General features: G+C 59.6%; 13 protein-coding genes. 4 read left to right on the forward strand and 9 right to left on the reverse strand.

The window, feature by feature from the left end; translation table 11 throughout:
- The 7 genes from BMX92_RS11305 to BMX92_RS11330 all read right to left on the reverse strand — a co-directional run.
- On the reverse strand, positions 1-253 hold a 253-nt coding region (locus BMX92_RS11305; RefSeq protein ID WP_218145766.1), incomplete at its 3' end, for a hypothetical protein.
- A 191-nt stretch (positions 254-444) separates the two neighbouring features.
- Positions 445-582 (reverse strand): transposase, encoded by a 138-nt coding sequence (locus BMX92_RS26930; protein WP_143066769.1) that lies wholly within the window; start codon positions 580-582, stop codon positions 445-447.
- Positions 583-727: 145 nt separating this feature from the next.
- Complete coding sequence (locus BMX92_RS11310) at positions 728-1,801, reverse strand: sugar phosphate isomerase/epimerase family protein (protein ID WP_093016459.1); 1,074 nt, start codon at positions 1,799-1,801, stop codon at positions 728-730.
- Positions 1,798-2,958 carry a Gfo/Idh/MocA family oxidoreductase gene (locus tag BMX92_RS11315; protein ID WP_371262309.1) on the reverse strand — a complete coding sequence of 387 codons (1,161 nt, stop codon included), beginning with the start codon at positions 2,956-2,958 and terminating at the stop codon, positions 1,798-1,800. Before BMX92_RS11315 ends, BMX92_RS11310 begins: the two co-directional genes overlap by 4 nt.
- Before the next feature lie 49 nt (positions 2,959-3,007).
- Positions 3,008-3,916, reverse strand: coding sequence for a sugar phosphate isomerase/epimerase family protein (locus tag BMX92_RS11320; protein WP_177185010.1), 909 nt, complete (start codon positions 3,914-3,916; stop codon positions 3,008-3,010).
- 16 nt (positions 3,917-3,932) lie between these two features.
- Positions 3,933-4,778: a 3-keto-disaccharide hydrolase gene (locus BMX92_RS11325; protein ID WP_093016463.1), complete on the reverse strand. Its 846-nt coding sequence runs from the start codon at positions 4,776-4,778 to the stop codon at positions 3,933-3,935.
- An 83-nt stretch (positions 4,779-4,861) separates the two neighbouring features.
- Entirely contained in the window at positions 4,862-7,063 is a 2,202-nt protein-coding gene (locus BMX92_RS11330) for a TonB-dependent receptor (protein ID WP_093016465.1), read from the reverse strand.
- 239 nt (positions 7,064-7,302) lie between these two features.
- On the opposite strand from BMX92_RS11330, the gene BMX92_RS11335 reads away from it, so the two are divergent.
- Genes BMX92_RS11335 through BMX92_RS11345 form a run of 3 tightly spaced genes read left to right on the forward strand, consistent with a single transcriptional unit; the run spans position 7,303 to position 10,494 of the window.
- Positions 7,303-8,379, forward strand: coding sequence for a Gfo/Idh/MocA family protein (locus BMX92_RS11335; RefSeq protein ID WP_143066770.1), 1,077 nt, complete (start codon positions 7,303-7,305; stop codon positions 8,377-8,379).
- The gene (locus BMX92_RS11340; RefSeq protein WP_093016469.1) at positions 8,376-9,173 is read left to right on the forward strand and encodes a hypothetical protein; all 798 of its coding nucleotides are present in this window, start codon (positions 8,376-8,378) and stop codon (positions 9,171-9,173) included. Before BMX92_RS11335 ends, BMX92_RS11340 begins: the two co-directional genes overlap by 4 nt.
- 19 nt (positions 9,174-9,192) lie before the next feature.
- Complete coding sequence (locus tag BMX92_RS11345; RefSeq protein ID WP_093016471.1) at positions 9,193-10,494, forward strand: MFS transporter; 1,302 nt, start codon at positions 9,193-9,195, stop codon at positions 10,492-10,494.
- 10 nt (positions 10,495-10,504) lie between these two features.
- Here the strand turns inward: BMX92_RS11345 and BMX92_RS11350 are convergent, their stop codons facing one another.
- Positions 10,505-11,518, reverse strand: coding sequence for a LacI family DNA-binding transcriptional regulator (locus tag BMX92_RS11350; RefSeq protein ID WP_093016473.1), 1,014 nt, complete (start codon positions 11,516-11,518; stop codon positions 10,505-10,507).
- Positions 11,519-11,598: 80 nt separating this feature from the next.
- On the opposite strand from BMX92_RS11350, the gene BMX92_RS11355 reads away from it, so the two are divergent.
- Entirely contained in the window at positions 11,599-13,680 is a 2,082-nt protein-coding gene (locus tag BMX92_RS11355; RefSeq protein WP_143066771.1) for an alkyl/aryl-sulfatase, read from the forward strand.
- A 551-nt stretch (positions 13,681-14,231) separates the two neighbouring features.
- On the opposite strand, the gene BMX92_RS11360 is transcribed toward BMX92_RS11355, so the two are convergent.
- On the reverse strand, positions 14,232-16,931 hold the full coding sequence (locus tag BMX92_RS11360) for a glycoside hydrolase family 2 TIM barrel-domain containing protein (RefSeq protein WP_256213391.1): 2,700 nt from the start codon (positions 16,929-16,931) through the stop codon (positions 14,232-14,234).
- Between the last annotated feature and the right edge of the window lie 68 nt (positions 16,932-16,999).

Consider the following 16,999-nt stretch of genomic DNA (forward strand, 5'->3'; position numbering starts at 1 on the left):
CCACCTCCACGTCGATCGTGCCGTTGCCGAAGTCGAGCGGCAACCATGCCATGAAATTGCGGTCCGATAGTTTCTCTCGCGCGGGATCTTGCCAGGAAGAGGCAGGCATCGTCAGCTCGAAGGACGGGGCGCCCTGATATGTCGACTCCCTGAGCGTCACGCCCGACAGCCTGAACTGTTCGACTCTCTCCTGGGCGGCTCCGGGACTGGTGAGCGCGGCCGTGGTCACCACGGCAGGAATGATAGTCTTCATATTTGGTCCTTCTACTATATCCATGCCAACAAAGCCGCTTCTACGGGGAAATGCCGCCATCGTATTGATTGCAAGCAGCAGCCATGACGCGCTCGACTTTGTCCGGCGCCTCCGTCATCGGGCGATGTTTGCACTCATACGAAGCGCGTTTGTCAGCCTTTCCCTTGCGTCCTCATTCGCTTCGAAGAGTCTCACAGCGACCTGCCAGTTTCCTGCTTGCAGAGTTTCCCGCATCGTTGACGCACGACACCGACCGGATGTTCGCCCTTCTTTGGCTCCCCGGTGTCATCCATGATCCAGGCCGCAATCGGCCGGCGGCAGTCGATCATCCGCGGTAAAACCAATCCCGATCACGCCCCACCAATCCCCAGAACGGGGCCGGCAAGATAAACGGCTAAAGATGACGGTTGCGCCGGCATGCCCCCATATTGGCTTACGTTCAGGTGAAGCCTGGATCAGATCGACTTCCTCAGATTAAATAGCCTTGGTCGAGGTCGAATTCAGCCCCAAAAGTCGTCGGTGCAGTTCGGGATCGACACCGCTGTTGGCGAAATCATCAAAGCTGTGCGGCGTGACGCGGATGATGTGATCAGCGATGAATTGTGCGCCTTCGCGCGCGCCATCCTCAGGATGCTTAAGAGCGCATTCCCATTCCAGCACGGCCCATCCCGCGAAATCATATTGCGCGAATTTGGAAAAGATGGCGTTGAAATCGATCTGTCCGTCGCCCAGGGACCGGAAGCGCCCGGGCCGCTCCATCCAGTCCTGATAGCCACCATAAACGCCTGATCGACCGTTCGGACGCAGTTCGGCGTCCTTGACGTGGAAACAGGAGATCCGCTCATGATAGATGTCGATAAACTGCAGATAGTCCAGTGCTTGCAACAGGAAGTGCGAGGGATCGAACAGTATCCGGGCGCTTGGGTGATGGTCGACGGCGGCAAGGAAGCGCTCGAACGTGGCGCCATCGTGGAGGTCTTCGCCAGGGTGCAGCTCGAACGCGCAATGCACGCCTGCATCCGCGAACACATCAAGGATTGGGCGCCAGCGGCGGGCCAGCTCAGCGAAGGCTTCCTCCACCAGCCCGGCGGGACGCTGCGGCCAGGGATAGATATAGGGCCAGGCCAGGGCGCCTGAAAAGGTCGCATGGGCGGCAAGCCCGAGATTGGCGCTAGCCCTCGCCGCTAGCTTGATCTGCTCGGTCGCCCATGTCTGCCTGGCCGAGGGATTGCCTCGCACGGCAGCTATGGTGAAACTGTCGAACAAGGCGTCGTAGGCCGGGTGAACGGCGACGAGCTGCCCTTGCAGGTGTGTGGACAGCTCGGTCGGCTCTATGCCATGGACGGCCAGCCTGCCCCGAAATTCGTCGCAATAATCCTTGCTTTGCGCTGCGGTTTCCAAGTCGATCAGGCGCGGGTCAGCGGGGATCTGGATACCCTTGTAGCCTAGGCTGGCAGCCCATTGCGCCAGCCCATCAAGCGTGTCGAATGGGGGTTGATCTCCCATGAACTGGGCGAGGAATATGGCAGGGCCCTTGATCGTCTTCACTGTTGGGAATTCTCCATTTCGATCCAGGATCGATTCTGCGAGGAAGCGACCGCCGCTGCGACAAAGCGCATGGACCGCAGTCCTGTCTCGATGCCGGGAAGGCGACCGTCAAGAAGGCCGCGCTGCCCTTGAATGGCATCGGCAAAATCGCTGTAGATCGACGCAAACGCCTCGATAAAGCCCTCGGGATGTCCCGCGGGGAGCCGCGAGGCCGCCATACCGTCCGGGCCGATCGCGGCGCTCCCGGCGAACACCGTCTCCATGCGGTTGTCGGGATGCAGGAAGCGCAGCTCACCGGGGCGTTCATGGCTCCAAGACAGAGCGCGCTGCTCGCCATAGATGGCGATCGACAGTCCGTTTCGCTCGCCAAGCGAGATTTGCGAGGCCATCAGCACGCCCGGCACGTCTCCGGCGAAGCGCAACAGTATGTTGCAATCATCGTCGAGCACGCGGTCTTGCACCACGCTGGATAGATCGGCGCACAGGCGCTCGACGCACAGGCCAGAGATATATTCTGCCAGCTGGAAAGCATGGACACCGATGTCGCCGATGCACCCACCTATGCCAGCGCGGCTAGGATCGGTACGCCATGCGGCGCCGGGCAATGTGTGCTCAACGCTGTCCGAAAGCCAGCCTTGTGGATAGGTCACGACGATCTTGCGAACCCGGCCCAGCAGGCCGGACGCAACCGACGCGCGGGCCTCGCGGATCATCGGATAGCCGATATAGGTGTAGGTCAATGCGTAGGCGCAGTCGGTTTGCGCCACGATTTGCTCCAGTGCGGTCGCCTGCGCCAGGGTCGAAGTCATCGGCTTATCGCTTATGACGTGCAATCCTGCCTTGAGCGCAGCCTCGGCAATGGCAAAGTGACTGTCATTGGGTGTGGCAATGGCGACGGCCTCGACACCGTCCTCGCGCCCGATTTCCCCAGCGATCAGCGCTTCTACGCTGGTGTAGGCGCGCGCTTCGTCCACCATGAAGGCACGGGCCTGCGCTGCGGAGCGACTGGCGTCGCGGCTGAACGCACCGGCGACGAGCTGGAAGCGCAGGTCGAGCAGCGCAGCGCGGCGGTGAACCGCGCCGATGAAAGCGCCCGGTCCACCGCCGAACAAAGCCAAGCGGATCGGCCTGTTCGGCGCGATCATGCAGACCGACATTTCATACTGTAAAAATGCAGCGCAGCCACCGGGGTCCTCCAGGCGTATTTCATTGAAGGTGCGGAAAGGCAGCGCGCACCTTGGCAAGAGTGGTTGCGGTCTGCTCCCAGGGATCGCCCTGCTGCCCTTCCCATTCGACGCTGACCGAGCCGGTGTAGCCAGAGGTTGCGACGATATTCAGAGCGCGCTCCAGGTCGAGCAGCGGCGACCCGTCGGATGCCGGATCGATCGCCTTGGCATGGACCAGAGTCGCCACCGGCGCGAGCCTGGCGATGCTCTCATAGATGGGCGAAAAATCGAGCCCCGTCGTTGGCAGTTCCCGCCCCGCGAAACGGCCGTGCGAAATGCTGATCAAGGGTTCGAAATTGCCAAGATCGAGCAGCAGCCCAAGCCGGTCGTGGCCGACGTCGTCCAGAAGCTTAAGCATGAAATCGGGATCTGAACTGGGGCCGCCATGGTTTTCGACCAGCAGCGACATGCCAAGATCATGGGCGCGCTGCGAAAGCGTTGTCAGGGCGCCGACCACGCCGGACGACGCCTCGCCTGCTCCGCCGACGGGGGCACCTGCATTGACCCGGACATAATGCGCGCCTAGCTTTTGGGCGACTTTGAACCATGCCGTGATCCGCTCAATGTCTTCGTTGCGGAAGCTGTCGGATTCGGTAGTCAGATCACCGACATCGATGGGCATCGTCAGGCATTTGATACCTTTTTCATCCAGCGCGGCGCGCAGCCGTTCCACTCGCGCATCGTCGGCGGCATCGAATTGCAATTGGCACAGTTCGATTGCGTTCACGCCCAGACGGTCGTGGGCCAGGCCCCCGAATTCCTCCAGGCTATGCTCCCGCGGAAAAGGAAAGATGATGGGCTCGAGCACGCCCACCTCATTGCGTTGTTCAAGGGCGAGCGGACCCAGGCGGCTGTGCAGGCTAAAACTGGAAACGGCGGCATATGCCATGTCATTCTCCCGAAGATCAGAGTTCGCGGATTTGGATGTTGCGCCAGCGACATTTTGCGCCTTCGCCCCACCGTGCGTCGCCGAAAAAGGCGTCATTATCGTGCACTTCGAGGGCGATATGGCCCCGGTTGCCCAGCAAGGCATGGATTTGCGCCGGGTCGTAGTCCGGAGCGTCGAGGGTTGCCGTGTCGACTTCGGCAATCTTTACGTCGTTGACCCATGTCGTGATGATCGGCAGCCCGCCCACGCAGCGAATGCGGAAACTGTTCCAGTCGTCCCATCGCCAAGCTTGCAGAAATTCCTCCACCTGCGCGGCATATGTCAATCGCGCGATCTTGTCCGGCGTGACCGGCTCGGTGGATGTGGCCGGGTCATCCGCCTTAAGGCCGATCACACGACCGGCCGCATCACGAAGGCCGCGGATGGCGAAGGGAACGGCGGAAAAACTAGCCAGGCCGTTGCCGAAAAAGCCGCCGATGCCGCCGCTTTCGCGATGGTCGATCAGCACCTGGAACCCTTCCCAACTGTCCCGCTGACGGCGCAGCATGATGCCCGTATCGGCCGGCCAGTCAGGCCTGGCTTCCAATGTCAACTCGAAGTCGCCAAATGTCTCGTTGCTGACCAGATATCCTCCATAGCTGCGGACAGCCTGTTCCCCGACGATTGCCCCGTCCTCGACATACCAGCGGGCAGGATATTTTTCCGGATCTACTGGCGGTTCGATCCCGCGGTCAGCAAAGAAGCTGTGGACCGATGGCCCGCCCGGATAGAGGTCACCATAGACGCGCGGTGCCATATGCCACCCATCCAAGGTCACGCCATCAAAAAGGGCGCGTTCGCTAGTCTGGATCGAATTAGTCATGTGCAGTTCCTTTTTCTGTCCAAAAGCGAACGCGCCTTAGATGGCTGCCTGTCGCCAGGCAGCCAGGGGAGCTCGTCGAGAGGCTAGATCTTGAAGCCAACGCGGATTCCATAAGTTCGCGGTTCACTATAGGTCGAAGTGCGGAAGGTGTTCACTGAGCTCACCGTCACGATATCCTCGATATTGGATATGAAGCCTTGAACGAAATAGCGGTCGCCCGGCGCATTATAGGTCAGGGTCGCATCGGTCTTCGTGGTCGCAGGTTGCGTGTAGAAGGTCACCGGGTCGGTCGGAATCAGCAGGCTGTAGCTCGATGTCAACTTCGAGCGAACGCTGGCCTGCAGGTTGCCGGTATTGGCCAGCGGCAATGTGTAGGTATAGCCAGCCGAGATCGCGACCTTCGGCGAACGATCTAACGGAAAGCCGTTCAGCGACGGCGTGTTGCCCGCACCCGACGGGAAATATTCGACATATTCCGCGTCCAGCAGACTAGCGTTGAAGTCGACACGGTTGCGCGGGCTGGGGGTCAGCACGCCTTCTAACTCAATCCCCTTTACCCTGGCTTTGCCTGCGTTGGTGGTGATGCCTGCAACGACACCATTGAAAACACCTGCATAGGTCAGTTGCAGATCACGATAGTCATAATAAAATACTGATCCCTGGACGCGCAAAGCGCCATCGGCAGTACGTGTCTTGAAACCGATTTCATAAGAGGTAAGCGTTTCCGGCCGATAGTAGAGCTGCTCGTCCGGTGTTTGCCCGTCGATGCCGTCGTTGAAGCTGCCTGCCTTATAGCCAGTAGAGATCGTGCCGTAGAGGAGGGTCAGATTGCTCAGGTCAAAATCGAGCCCGGCGCGCCAGGTCACCTTGCTCCAGCTCCGTCCAGCACGGCTCGGGAATTCTTGATCCACCGCAGGGTCATAGACCGGCCCCTGTTGCAGGCGGGTGCCGCCGCCGGTCAGCTTCTTCATGTCGTGCGAATAGCGCGCACCGGCGGTAACGCGCAGCTGGTCGGACAGGCTGTAGGTCGCCTGTCCGAAAATGCCGTAGGCGGTCTGTATTGTGGGAGTCCGCGCGAAGCAGAGATAGGGCGCATTGAGGTTGAGCAGACAGAGGTTGAAATCGGATTTTTCGCGGAAATAGTTGCCGCCCACCTGCGCCTTCAGCGGACCGCTACCGGATGTGGCGATGCGCAGTTCATGCGAATCCTGCGTGCCATGCCCATAGTCCAGGCGCGCCACGTTGCCGGTCGGCGTGCCTGTAAAATTCATGTCGCGGTTGATGTTGGTATCAAACACGCGGTGCGAAGGGACATAGGTGATGTCCAGCAGTTCGCCCACCGACCAGTTCACCTCAGCTTCGAACCCATAGAATTTGTTGTTCGATCGCCCCTGCCAGTTGAAGGGCGCATAGGTGGTGCGCCGGAGGTCCGAGCTGCTCGCATAGACACGTGATTCGAACGCATTCGGCTCACTCAAGGCACGCCTGGAGGAAAAGAAATTGTCCATAGACACTTCTTCGTTCGGATTTCCTTTGAGCTGTGCATAATCCGCTCGCAGAAGAATGTTCAGGTTTTCCGTAGGCTCGAAGCGCAGTTGTAGGCGCCCCGCAATATTCTTCTTGAATGCGCCGCCATTAAAGGGCGAGGAAAATGCGCGAATCTGATAGGTATCGCGCTTATCGACGGTTGCCGACGCACGGAGCGCTATTTTCTCGGACACCGGCACGTTTACAAACGCATCAGCCTGGAGCGTGTCATAATTGCCGTAGGTCAGGTTGCCGCCCGCCGCGAAGCGACTTTCCGGTTTGTTGGTGATGATGTTGACGACACCGCCCGTGGTGTTGCGCCCATAGAGCGTGCCTTGCGGCCCGCGGAGCACTTCCACACGGGAAACGTCAAAGAAGCTCACCTCGGTAAACTGTCGGCGCGCGATATAGACGCCATCCAGCAGTATAGGAACGGAAGGATCGCCACGCTCTGTGCGATCAGCGCTAGACACGCCGCGCAGGGTTACCTGCAAGCCGTCGTTGCGAATGATGTTAAGACTGGGAACGATTTCAGTCAGGCGAAGCGGATTGGTCACATTGGCGCTTCTCAACGAATCACCTGACACCGCCGTTAACGACACCGGTGTTTTCGACGCCAGCGACGAAACCCTGTTTGCCGTAACCACAATGTCGCCATTCGACCCGGCATCTGCCTGATCTTGCTTAGACTGTGCATAAGCTGCTGTATTAGCTAGCAAAAAAGCCAGCGAAATGAATGTCGCGCTGCTGTGTCGCATCGGTCACCCCCTCCTAAATCATTTTCCGTTTTTTATGAGATCGATTTCATTGCGTATCGATGATTTATCATTGCGTGGTTTTCCAAATTGAGCAACACATATCTCGATATAAAATACAGAATTATGGAGTGGAGTGCTATTATGGAGAGGGATAACAACCATTTTAGAACGGTTTATGCCGGATCTGGCGACAAGGAAGCGGCTCACGGCCACCTTGTGATTCGTCACACCTTCACTATTTGTCGCTCCGCCGGAAAAACGGCGATCCTCCTATGAAAACCGATGAGCGAATCGGAGTAGGCTTCGTAGGCGCGGGCGCAGTGGTCAAAACCATTCACGTTCCCGTTCTGGGCCAGATGGCGCAGGAATTTCGTATCGAAGCCGTTTGGGACATCAACACATCCGCCGCCGAATCGCTCGCGCAGCAGGTCGGTGCGAGGGTGATACCCGGTTTCGAAGAAATGCTGGCCGATCCGCGCGTCGAGGTGATCGTCGTCGCCACGCCAGCGGGCTGTCACGCCGAACATGTCGCAGCAGGCATGCGGGCGGGAAAGCGAGCAATACTGTGTGAAAAGCCCTTTGGATCGAGCCTGGACGATATTCGACTGGTCGAGGAAGCAGCGGCGACGAGCGATGTTCCCCTGCTGATCGGTGCCATGCACGCATTCGATCCAGGATGGAGCGCCATTTCGGAGACGGTTGCACATATGCGCGAACAGGCCGTCGCGATCCGATCGAGCATTGTGCTGCCTTTCAATGAGCGGTTCGAACAGTGGGCGACCGAGTTGCCACCCAGGGCACCGCCAGAACTCGACGCGGAAGACATCGCAATGCTGTTGATGCGGATGGGCATTATGGAACTCGCGATCCATGATCTGCCGCTCGTTCGCGCCATGATCCCCGAAGGCGCGCCGATAACGGTGACGTCGGCCATGCCGCTTGAGCCATTCGGCTATGCCATCAGTCTTAGCGCGGGTGATCGCGTCATCGACCTGTTCGGCTATATCCATGACAGTTGGAAACCCTCGTGGGAGTTGGAGGCCGTATCGGCGGATCAGTCGCTCTGCCTTGAGTTCACCCCTTCCTTTGTTCACGCTGGTTCGGCGACCGCCCGAATTTCCGGCACGCTAGAAACGGACATAGTCGGGCCTTTCGCCAGAAACGGGTATCAAATGGAATGGCAAGCCATTCGTGAACTCGCGCGCGGGCGGCCATTCCCGATTCCGCCATTGGCGCAGGTGATCGGCGATTTCCGCTTCGCCTTGGATATCGTCGAGCAGAGCTGCGCCAAAATCGCAGCGGGAGCAGGCCAATGAAAGACGTTCTCATGCTCAGCGCAGCGCCCGAACTGATCGGCCTGTTTAATGAACTTGTCCCCACGCTACCGCTATCCTACCGCCCGGTTCTGGATGTTTCGGGCGACCGGGGCGATGTCCATCTCGCGTTTGGAGAAGGCGACTGGACCGAAGCAGTGGTTGCTGCGGCGGAAGCCGGCGCCTGCTGCGTCATGGTGGTAAATCCGGCGCCCTGTCCACCCGAACAGATCGATGCCCTGATCGATCAGGTCGAACCGGCCTCAACCAGAATTTTTCTGAGCGAGGCGTTCGCCTGTGATCCGGCGGTTGCGCTCTTACGTGCCCGCCTTCCAGAGAGGGCGACGATCTGCGACTTTGCCGCATCCTGCACGATGGACATCGAACGGGCGGTGTTCGATCAGATGCGCCTGGCGCGCGCGCTGGCGATGCCCATTTCCACAATTGTGGACAGCGTCGAAACCCGATCGTCCGCACTGTTGACCTGTCGGACCCCCGACAACACGCCGATCCGCCTGACCGTATCACCAATGGTAACGGATCGGCAACACCGGCACCGTTTCCGCGCCTTTGGCGCGGACTGGGCGGCCCGGCTCGATCTTTATGGCGACCAAAATGCCCGACCGGCCGTGGCTTCGATCATCGATGCGCAGGGCATGACGCGTATCCCGACGGTCTATGAGACGGCGCATCGTTCGATGCTGCGGGCCATCCACGGCGGCCTCGGCGCAAGCCATCAGTATTTGAGGAATTTCGCAGCCGATTCGCTGCTGGCGGTGAACTTGACGCCAGCCTGAAGGGTTTGGGAGGCAAATAATGCATAATAAAATTGGAGAGTATGCGGCGGCATTGCAAGATCTGCCGCCAGAACCCGGCGCAATTATCGTCGATCATAGGTCCGACGTTTCAACCCGTTTCATGATTGCCTATGCGCTTACCCAATATGCGGCCTGGGTGGGCATTTTTGCGCCCGTCGTGCTGACCATTGCACTAAAAGTCAGCCACATGACGAGCGCCGCAGAAAAGGGCGAGCAGCTTGCGGCGGTGCTTGCCATAGGCGCATTCGGCGCAATGGCGGCGGCGCCGATCTGGGGAGCTATCTCTGATCGCACCAAATCCCGTTTCGGGCGGCGCAAGCTGTGGGTCGTGATGGGGTCGCTCTTCCTCTTCGTGGGGCTGCTCATCATGGCCCAGAGCGAAAGCATCGCGGTCTTGGGCATCGGATGGCTGATTTGCCAGATCGGTTCAAATGCGACCCAGGCCGCGCTGAATGCCGTGATGCCCGATGTCGTGCCGGATCATCAGCAGGGCCGAATGTCCGCCTTGCTCGGGCTTACCGTGAACCTTGCATTCCTATCGGCGATGTTCATCACCCGCTTCACCACCGGGGACAATATGGCGATGTTCCTTGTGCCGTGGTTGCCCGGACCCATTGCCATCGCATTCTTCCTGACCACGTTCAAGGATCGACCCGCGGGCGCCGTGACACCGTTCCGCGCAACCGACCTCCTCCGCACTTTCTGGGTCAATCCCATTCTTTACCCGGATTTTGCCTGGGCCTTTGCCAGCCGCTTTCTGCTATTCTTCGCCAATGCCTTCTTCATGACCTATCAGCTCTATTTTCTGACCGATCATATCGGCATCGGCGAAAATGATGTAGTCGGCTTCATGTTTTATTGCGCGCTGATGACGACAGTGTTGACCTTGGTCTTCACCCCGCTGAGCGGCTATGTTTCGGACCGGATTGGGCGACGCAAGCCGCTGGTCCTGGGTGCGGGACTGGTGGCGGCCGCTGGGCTGCTAGGTATCAGCACGGCGACGGTTCCAGTGCAGTTTATCCTGTGGGCAGCGGTTTTCGGAATCGGCATCGCCGTTTATTATGCGGTGGATATCGCCTTGTGCGCATCGGTTCTCCCTCACCCAGACAATGCCGCCAAGGATATGGCGGTGATCCAGATCGCCAACAGCCTGCCGCAATCGCTAGCCCCAATGGCCGCGCCACTCATCCTTGCCATTGGTGCGGGCGTCGGCCCCAATTACCCGGCGATCTTCGTCGCTGCGTCGATCGCCGGCGTCATCGGCGCCCTGGCGATCCTGCCGATTCGCAAGAGCCGGTAGGGTGGCGGTGCTAGTCGGAGTTGGGTGCAGGACCGACGCTGCGCCGCACGATCAGGCGGTGCGGCAGGGTCTCGGCCTCCAGTTTAGGCGTCGCCGTGGTCAATATCTGCAACAGGAGGGCGACGACCCGCTTACCGATCGTTTCCATGGGCTGACGAATAGTGGTGAGAGCCGGATCAACAAAGCGGGCCGTCGGAATGTCGTCAAAACCCATGACCGAGACGTCCTCGGGGCACCGGATGCCCGCATTCCGCAATGCCGCGAGCGCGCCGATCGCCATTTCGTCGCTGAAGCAGAACAGGGCGGTCGCCGAAAAGCCGGCACAAACCAGTTCGGTTGCCTTGGCCTTGCCCGAGGGCATGGAAAAGTCGCCATGCACAACGACAAGCCGGTCAAGCAGGCCACGCGCACGCGCCGCCGCCCGCGCGCCGGCGAGACGATCGCGGCTCAAAGGACTTTTCAACGGCCCCGTCATCAACACGACATCACGGTGCCCCAGCTCATACAATGTCTCCGTGGCCAGATATGCAGCCGCGCTATTGTCGATATGCGCGCTGGAAACCTTGAGGGACGGGCTGAATTCACACCCGTTGACGATCGGTGCGCGCGTGCCCATCGCCTTGAGATATTCGTTGAGATTGGCGGGCAGCCTGTGGCCCAGAAAGATCAGCCCATCCGCCTCACGCCGCAGCAGCATGGCGGCATATTGCTCCTCCCGTTCCCGGTTCTCGCGCGTGTCACCCAGCAGCACGGCATAGCCGGCCTTCTGCGCGGCCTCCTCCACCCCCCGAATGACGCTCGAAAAAAAGCTGTTGGCGATGTTGGGCACGGTCACGAGAATCTTGTTCGTGCGTGCCGTACGCAGCGTGGCGGCGGCGGAATTAGGTGCATATCCCAATTGGTTGACGATTGTGAGGACATGCTCGCGCGTTTCGGCGCCGACTATTTCCGGGTGCAGCAGCACTCTGGAAACAGTTGCGCGCGAAACACCGGCTTGTTCGGCAACGTCCTTGATCGTGACCATGTCATTTACCTCAGTTGCTGAAGATAGTTATCGCCGCAACCGGATCGATCTTCAAAAGCCAAACGAGACAGGACGATTGCATGAACGGAAGTAGTCAGCAACCGGCTTTGGAGAAGCGGCAAAATCTTCTCCGGCTCCACAGCTTCGGCAACGATCGGTCCGACCGGTTCGGGAGGCAACCACCGACAGCCTCGCGTCGGACATATTGGCAAGCGGCCAGACTTTGGATCGCCGGCCCGATAGCGCTGGCGCTGGCGGGCAATGACCGACCGCCCTCCGATCTTCTCGCCAAGCCCGCTTCGCCGTTCACGCTAGCTGCTCAGAAGCAGGCAGCAGCCTCGCTTCCGGTCGACGATGGCAAGGATGCCGATTTCGCCAGCCGTGGCTTCCTCGCGACGCGGGATGATCCGGTGATTCGGTCCGCAAATGGCGCAATGGTGTGGGATCTGTCGGCCTTCGATTTCATGAAGGGAGACGCACCTGCTTCGGTCAATCCGGGTTTGTGGCGGCAGACTAGCCTGCTGCGTCGGCATGGGCTGTTCGCGGTGGCTCCCGGCATTTGGCAGGTCCGGGGGTTCGACGTTTCGAATATGACGATCGTCCAGGGCGAGACAGGCTGGATCCTCGTCGATCCGCTCAATACGCGCGAAACGGCCGCAGCAGCGCTCGCGCTGGTCAATAGCAGGCTGGGTCGCCGCCCGGTGAAAGCAGTGATCTACAGCCACAGCCATTCCGACCATTTCGGCGGCGTGCGCGGCGTGGTCGACGAGGCCGACGTCCTTGCAGGCAAGGTCAGTATCTACGCGCCCGTCGGCTTTATGGAGGAAAGCACCAGCGAAAACCTGGTGGTGGCGCCGGTGACGGGGCGGCGCGGCATCTATCAGTTCGGTATCGGCCTTGCCCCTGGTCCGCAGGGACAAATGGGCAGCGGCCTCAGCACCAGCGTGGCGGCGGGCGAAATCACGCTGATCGCACCCACCAACCTGATAGCGCGCACCGGCGACAAGGTCGTGATCGATGGCGTGCCGGTCGAGTTCCAGATCGTGTCAGGCAGCGAAGCGCCTGCGGAAGTGAACCTGTTGTTTCCCGCGAAAGGCGTTTTCCTGTCCGCCGAAATGTCGACCTGTTCGCTGCACAATATCCTGACGCCGCGCGGCGCGAAGGTGCGCGATGCGAAGATATGGGCGGGCTATCTAGATGAGGCGCTGCGGCTGTACGGCGACCGCACCCAGACTTTGATATCGAGCCATTGCTGGCCCCGTTTCGGCCAGGATAATGTTATGACCATGCTGGCAAACCAACGCGACAATTATCGCTTCCTGCACGATCAGACCGTGCGCCTGATGAATGAAGGTCAGACGGCGGGCGAGATCGCCGAACAGTTGGCGCAGCCGCCCACACTGGCCGATCACGCCTATGATCGAGGCTACTACGGGACGTACAAGCACAATGCGAAAGCTGTCTATCAATTCTATCTGGGATGGTACGATGCCGTGCCGGCAAATCTCGACCCATGGCCCCCTGCCGAGCGCGCCAGGCGCATGGTTGAGGCGCTTGGCGGGGAACGGCGTGTCCTGAAACTGGCGCGCCAAGCCATGGCTCGGGGCGACTATCGCTGGTCCTCGGACCTGCTCAACCAGTTGTTGTTTGCCGGTAGCCGAGATCCTTGGACCCGGGAGGCTCTGGCAGACAGTTATGAACAACAGGGTTATCAGGCCGCAAGCGGGACGTGGCGAAACCAGTTTCTCTCCGCTGCGCGAGAATTGCGCCAAGGTCGCGCCAGAACAACGCTGAAGCAGAATCGAGATATGACGGCAGCGGTTCCCAGCCGCATGCTGATGGACGTAGTTGCAACTCGCTTTGACCCGCAACGCTTCGCCGGGCGGCCTAGTAGCGTCAACCTCGTCATGCCTGATCGCGGCGAGACGGTTGGGGTCGAACTGACGGAAAACATCATGTTGGCGCGCGACGGCGCTCTGTCGGCGGCAACGGTCACTGTCACGGCGCCGCGCGATCTGATCATGGCGATGGCCTTCAAACGCGAGCCACTGCCATCCCTTGAACGCGCTGGCCTGGTGATATCGGGACATCGCCACACACTTGAAGCCTGGCTCAACGCGATCGTCCCTCCATCGGGCGATTTTGATATCGTCATGCCGTGATACGCGGGAACCCGGGAAAGCACTTTTCATGCCGATGGAACCGGTTTCCCCAAAGGCCCTCCAGCAAGACTGCCGGGGCGGAATGACCATGCGGCTTGAGAAGAAGAAGAAGCTACGCCCCCGGGGCAGAGCGATTTTCCCCTCACATGAGATAAGCTGATTTTGCCGGAGGCCACACGGGGGAAATTCTCAGCCCTGCAGCAGCGGCCTCGACCTGACGCATTAGTTTCGCTCAGTCCTTTGCGAGAACAGAGAGCAGTCCGTGCGATCTTTCTAAAAGTCGGGAGAGAAGATCGACGGATTTTTCGAGTTCACCCTTGCCAGAAATAAGGTCCTGGGCCAGCGCTAATCCGCGAATGGCCGAGGTGAGGAGCCGCATCGCGCCAAAGCGAAACGGCCTGCGAACAGCCGAACTCGCCCATGGCAGCACCGAGGGGGGCCTGCTCGACCGTGCCTTGCACTGCCCCGACAGCCGACGACAAACCAGGATCACTGTTCATCCGCCATCTCACGGCACGCAGAGGTAGCCACTTTCGAGCAAGGCGCAGAAGTCAGCGAATGACCTCTATCGCAGAAACGATCGCATCGCCGACGATGGGCCGGAAGTGGAGATCCAGAATGCCATTTTTGATTGCGACGGGGAAGTTGCGTTCCACGGCGGTCCTGGCGGTCGGAGAGGCTTTGGCTAGATCCAGATCGGCAACAACAATATTGTCGTTTGCCAGAACCGAGAAATAATGCGGCTTCCCTGCTTCAGAGGGTTTGACGAAGGTCAGTTTAACCCGGTACCGCCCATTTTTGAGCGGGATACGGTAGTGGAAATTGCCTTCCCGATAGGTTGCGGCGACGGCACTGTCCGACGTGCCTGCGATCGACACCGGCCTGACGGGTTTGCCATAGTCAGCTGGCTCAACGATCGAGCCAGCCACGCCACCGTCAAAGAAATTGTCCGAGCCATAGATGCCGAAGGCACTTTTCGCGGCGACTAATGCGCCAGCGTCGATACGAACGGCCCGCGCCACCTCATCCGACAGGCGCCATTCGACGCGATCCTCTACAAGGGCGCCATCGACGCTACCATTGGCGATCAGTGCGTTAGTTCCCGCTGTCAGTTGGACGTTGCTCCAGATGCAGACATGTTGCTCGCAGCTGGAAAGGGTGCCGAGGCTTTTCCCGTTCAGCAAAAGCTCTGTCGAGGGGGAATTGCTGTAAACCCGCACCTCTGTAACGCCATAGGCGCGATCAACGTAACGACGGCCGGTAATGTAGACGGTCGGCTCCTTGGACCAGTTGGCTTTGTAGAAATAATAGGCGTCCTTGCGCAGCTTGTGGTCGAAGCTTACAAGGCCTTTTGTATTGATGTCCTGTGCGTCGCCTTCACTGCGGACTGTGCTTGCAAAATCGAAGCCAACCCAGAGCCATGTCGCCCAGAGATACTTGCGCTCAGCAATTTGCGCCCAATTGCGTTCATGGACGTAGCTTTCATATTCCTCCGGTTGCGCGCGACCACGGGAATCGACCGGTCCGCCGAGCACATTGTCGGTATGGATCGTCGTCGCACCGCCCGCGCCATATTCGGTGACGGCCAGAGCCTGGTCGGGCCGCTGCGCTTGGAGCGCGTCCAGACTGGGTCCGATTTCTTCGGGCTTGCCATAGTACCAGCCGAAATACCGGTTTGCGCCGCCCAGATCCGCTTCTGGCGCAGTAACCGGCACCTCAACGCCCGGCGCGAACAGGCGCCCTTCGCAACAGGTGGCAAGCGCTGTAGGACGACTGGGGTCCAATGCCTTCGCAGCACCATTCAGCTCCTTGAGTAGTGAAAGAGGGTCAGGCGGCGTGCCCTTGAAACTGGCCAGAAACGCGGGTAGCGAATTTCCGAAATCCACTTCGTTGGCGATGCCCCATGAGGCAACAGAGGCATGATTTTCATTCTGCCTTATCAACTCGGTTAATTGCTGGCCGGCATTTGCTTTGAGAGCGGGGGTGGCTTCCCTCGCCTCTCCCCATGTCCACGCCGACACTAAAGGTATTTCGTCCCACAATATGATCCCATAGCGGTCGGCAAGATCATGTATGGGCTGGCCGTGCTGATAATGCGTCAGGCGAATGCTGTTCACGCCCATTTCGCGCATCGTCGCGACATCCTGTTCGACATCGGCGGGCGTGATTGCCCAGCCTTTGTCTTCGCGATCCTGGTGATAGCCAACGCCGCGCAGCCGATAAGGCTTTCCATTCAGAAGGAAGCCCTGCTCGGCATCAAATTGCATGCGCCTTATGCCAAAATTCTGATCGACGCTGTCGAGAACCCGGCCTTTGGAATCCAGCACTCGGGAAGACAGGCGATAAAGATAGGGATCGTCAATACCTTGCCACAAACGGGCCGCAGGGACCTGCAGCGCAGTCCGCACCATTGTCTTGCCTGAAGTGAGGGATAGACTTGTTACCTCCTGCGCGGCCAGGTGGCCGTCCACATCCAGAAGGCGCGTCTCCACTCGCAGCCTCCGCGCTTTACCCGTTTCACTGCGCAAAGCAGCATCGACGTCGATGATCGCACCATCAGCGCCTATGGACCTCGTCGTCGCGCGAATGCCCGAGCCGCCATGGTCCATCATATCGAAGTGGACATCGTCCGTCGCGACCAACCGGACGGGACGATAAAGGCCTCCAGGTACGAAGAAATCGCCCGTCAGCGGCAGGACGTCAGCGGTGGATGAGCCGGGAGCGGGTTTGCTGTTGTCCACCCGCACGGCAAGAATGTTTGCGCCGCCGGGCTCCAATGCCTTTGTGGCATCAAGTCGGAAGCGGGAATAGCCGCCTTTATGCTCGCCCAGGAATTGACCGTTCAGCCAGATGCTCGCGATGCGGCTGGCAGCATCGAACTCGAGCCATATATGCTTGTCCCGCACCATGGGATCAGCCTGGAAAGCAAGCCTGTACCATCCTATCCCCTGCGCCTTGTTGACGGTTTCGGGGCGATTGGCCGAGGCGCTGGCTGGCCTTAAATAATATCCTACCCGGTTCCAGCTGTGAGGTACGCTGACCTCAGCCCATTTGGTATCGTCAAATCCGGGTTGCTCAGCGCCCGCATGCTCGCCGAAATCAAACCGCCATCCTTCCGACAAGAGCGTGACGGACCGCGGATCGCTATCGCCTGCTGAAGCAGGCTGCGTCTTTGACGCTACCGGCATGGCCCGAGCCGGAACGGTCATGGCAATGAGGGCGAGGATGCTTGAGAGCGGGCGCGTGAACAAAGACCTCTCCACCTGACTATTGGGCAGCCGTGAAGGCCATGTCCGGGGTGCTTTCCACCGAACATGGC

This window comes from Sphingobium sp. YR768, assembly GCF_900111125.1.
Lineage (GTDB): Bacteria > Pseudomonadota > Alphaproteobacteria > Sphingomonadales > Sphingomonadaceae > Sphingobium.

Bases quoted from the DNA above. Each gene is read 5' to 3' on its own strand.
- BMX92_RS11345 (WP_093016471.1), top strand. From the start codon at position 9,193: ATGCATAATAAAATTGGAGAGTATGCGGCGGCATTGCAAGATCTGCCG.
- BMX92_RS11325 (WP_093016463.1), bottom strand. From the start codon at position 4,778: ATGACTAATTCGATCCAGACTAGCGAACGCGCCCTTTTTGATGGCGTG.
- BMX92_RS11320 (WP_177185010.1), bottom strand. From the start codon at position 3,916: ATGGCATATGCCGCCGTTTCCAGTTTTAGCCTGCACAGCCGCCTGGGT.
- BMX92_RS11350 (WP_093016473.1), bottom strand. From the start codon at position 11,518: ATGGTCACGATCAAGGACGTTGCCGAACAAGCCGGTGTTTCGCGCGCA.
- BMX92_RS11355 (WP_143066771.1), top strand. From the start codon at position 11,599: ATGAACGGAAGTAGTCAGCAACCGGCTTTGGAGAAGCGGCAAAATCTT.
- BMX92_RS11315 (WP_371262309.1), bottom strand. From the start codon at position 2,958: ATGTCGGTCTGCATGATCGCGCCGAACAGGCCGATCCGCTTGGCTTTG.
- BMX92_RS26930 (WP_143066769.1), bottom strand. From the start codon at position 582: ATGATCGACTGCCGCCGGCCGATTGCGGCCTGGATCATGGATGACACC.
- BMX92_RS11340 (WP_093016469.1), top strand. From the start codon at position 8,376: ATGAAAGACGTTCTCATGCTCAGCGCAGCGCCCGAACTGATCGGCCTG.
- BMX92_RS11330 (WP_093016465.1), bottom strand. From the start codon at position 7,063: ATGCGACACAGCAGCGCGACATTCATTTCGCTGGCTTTTTTGCTAGCT.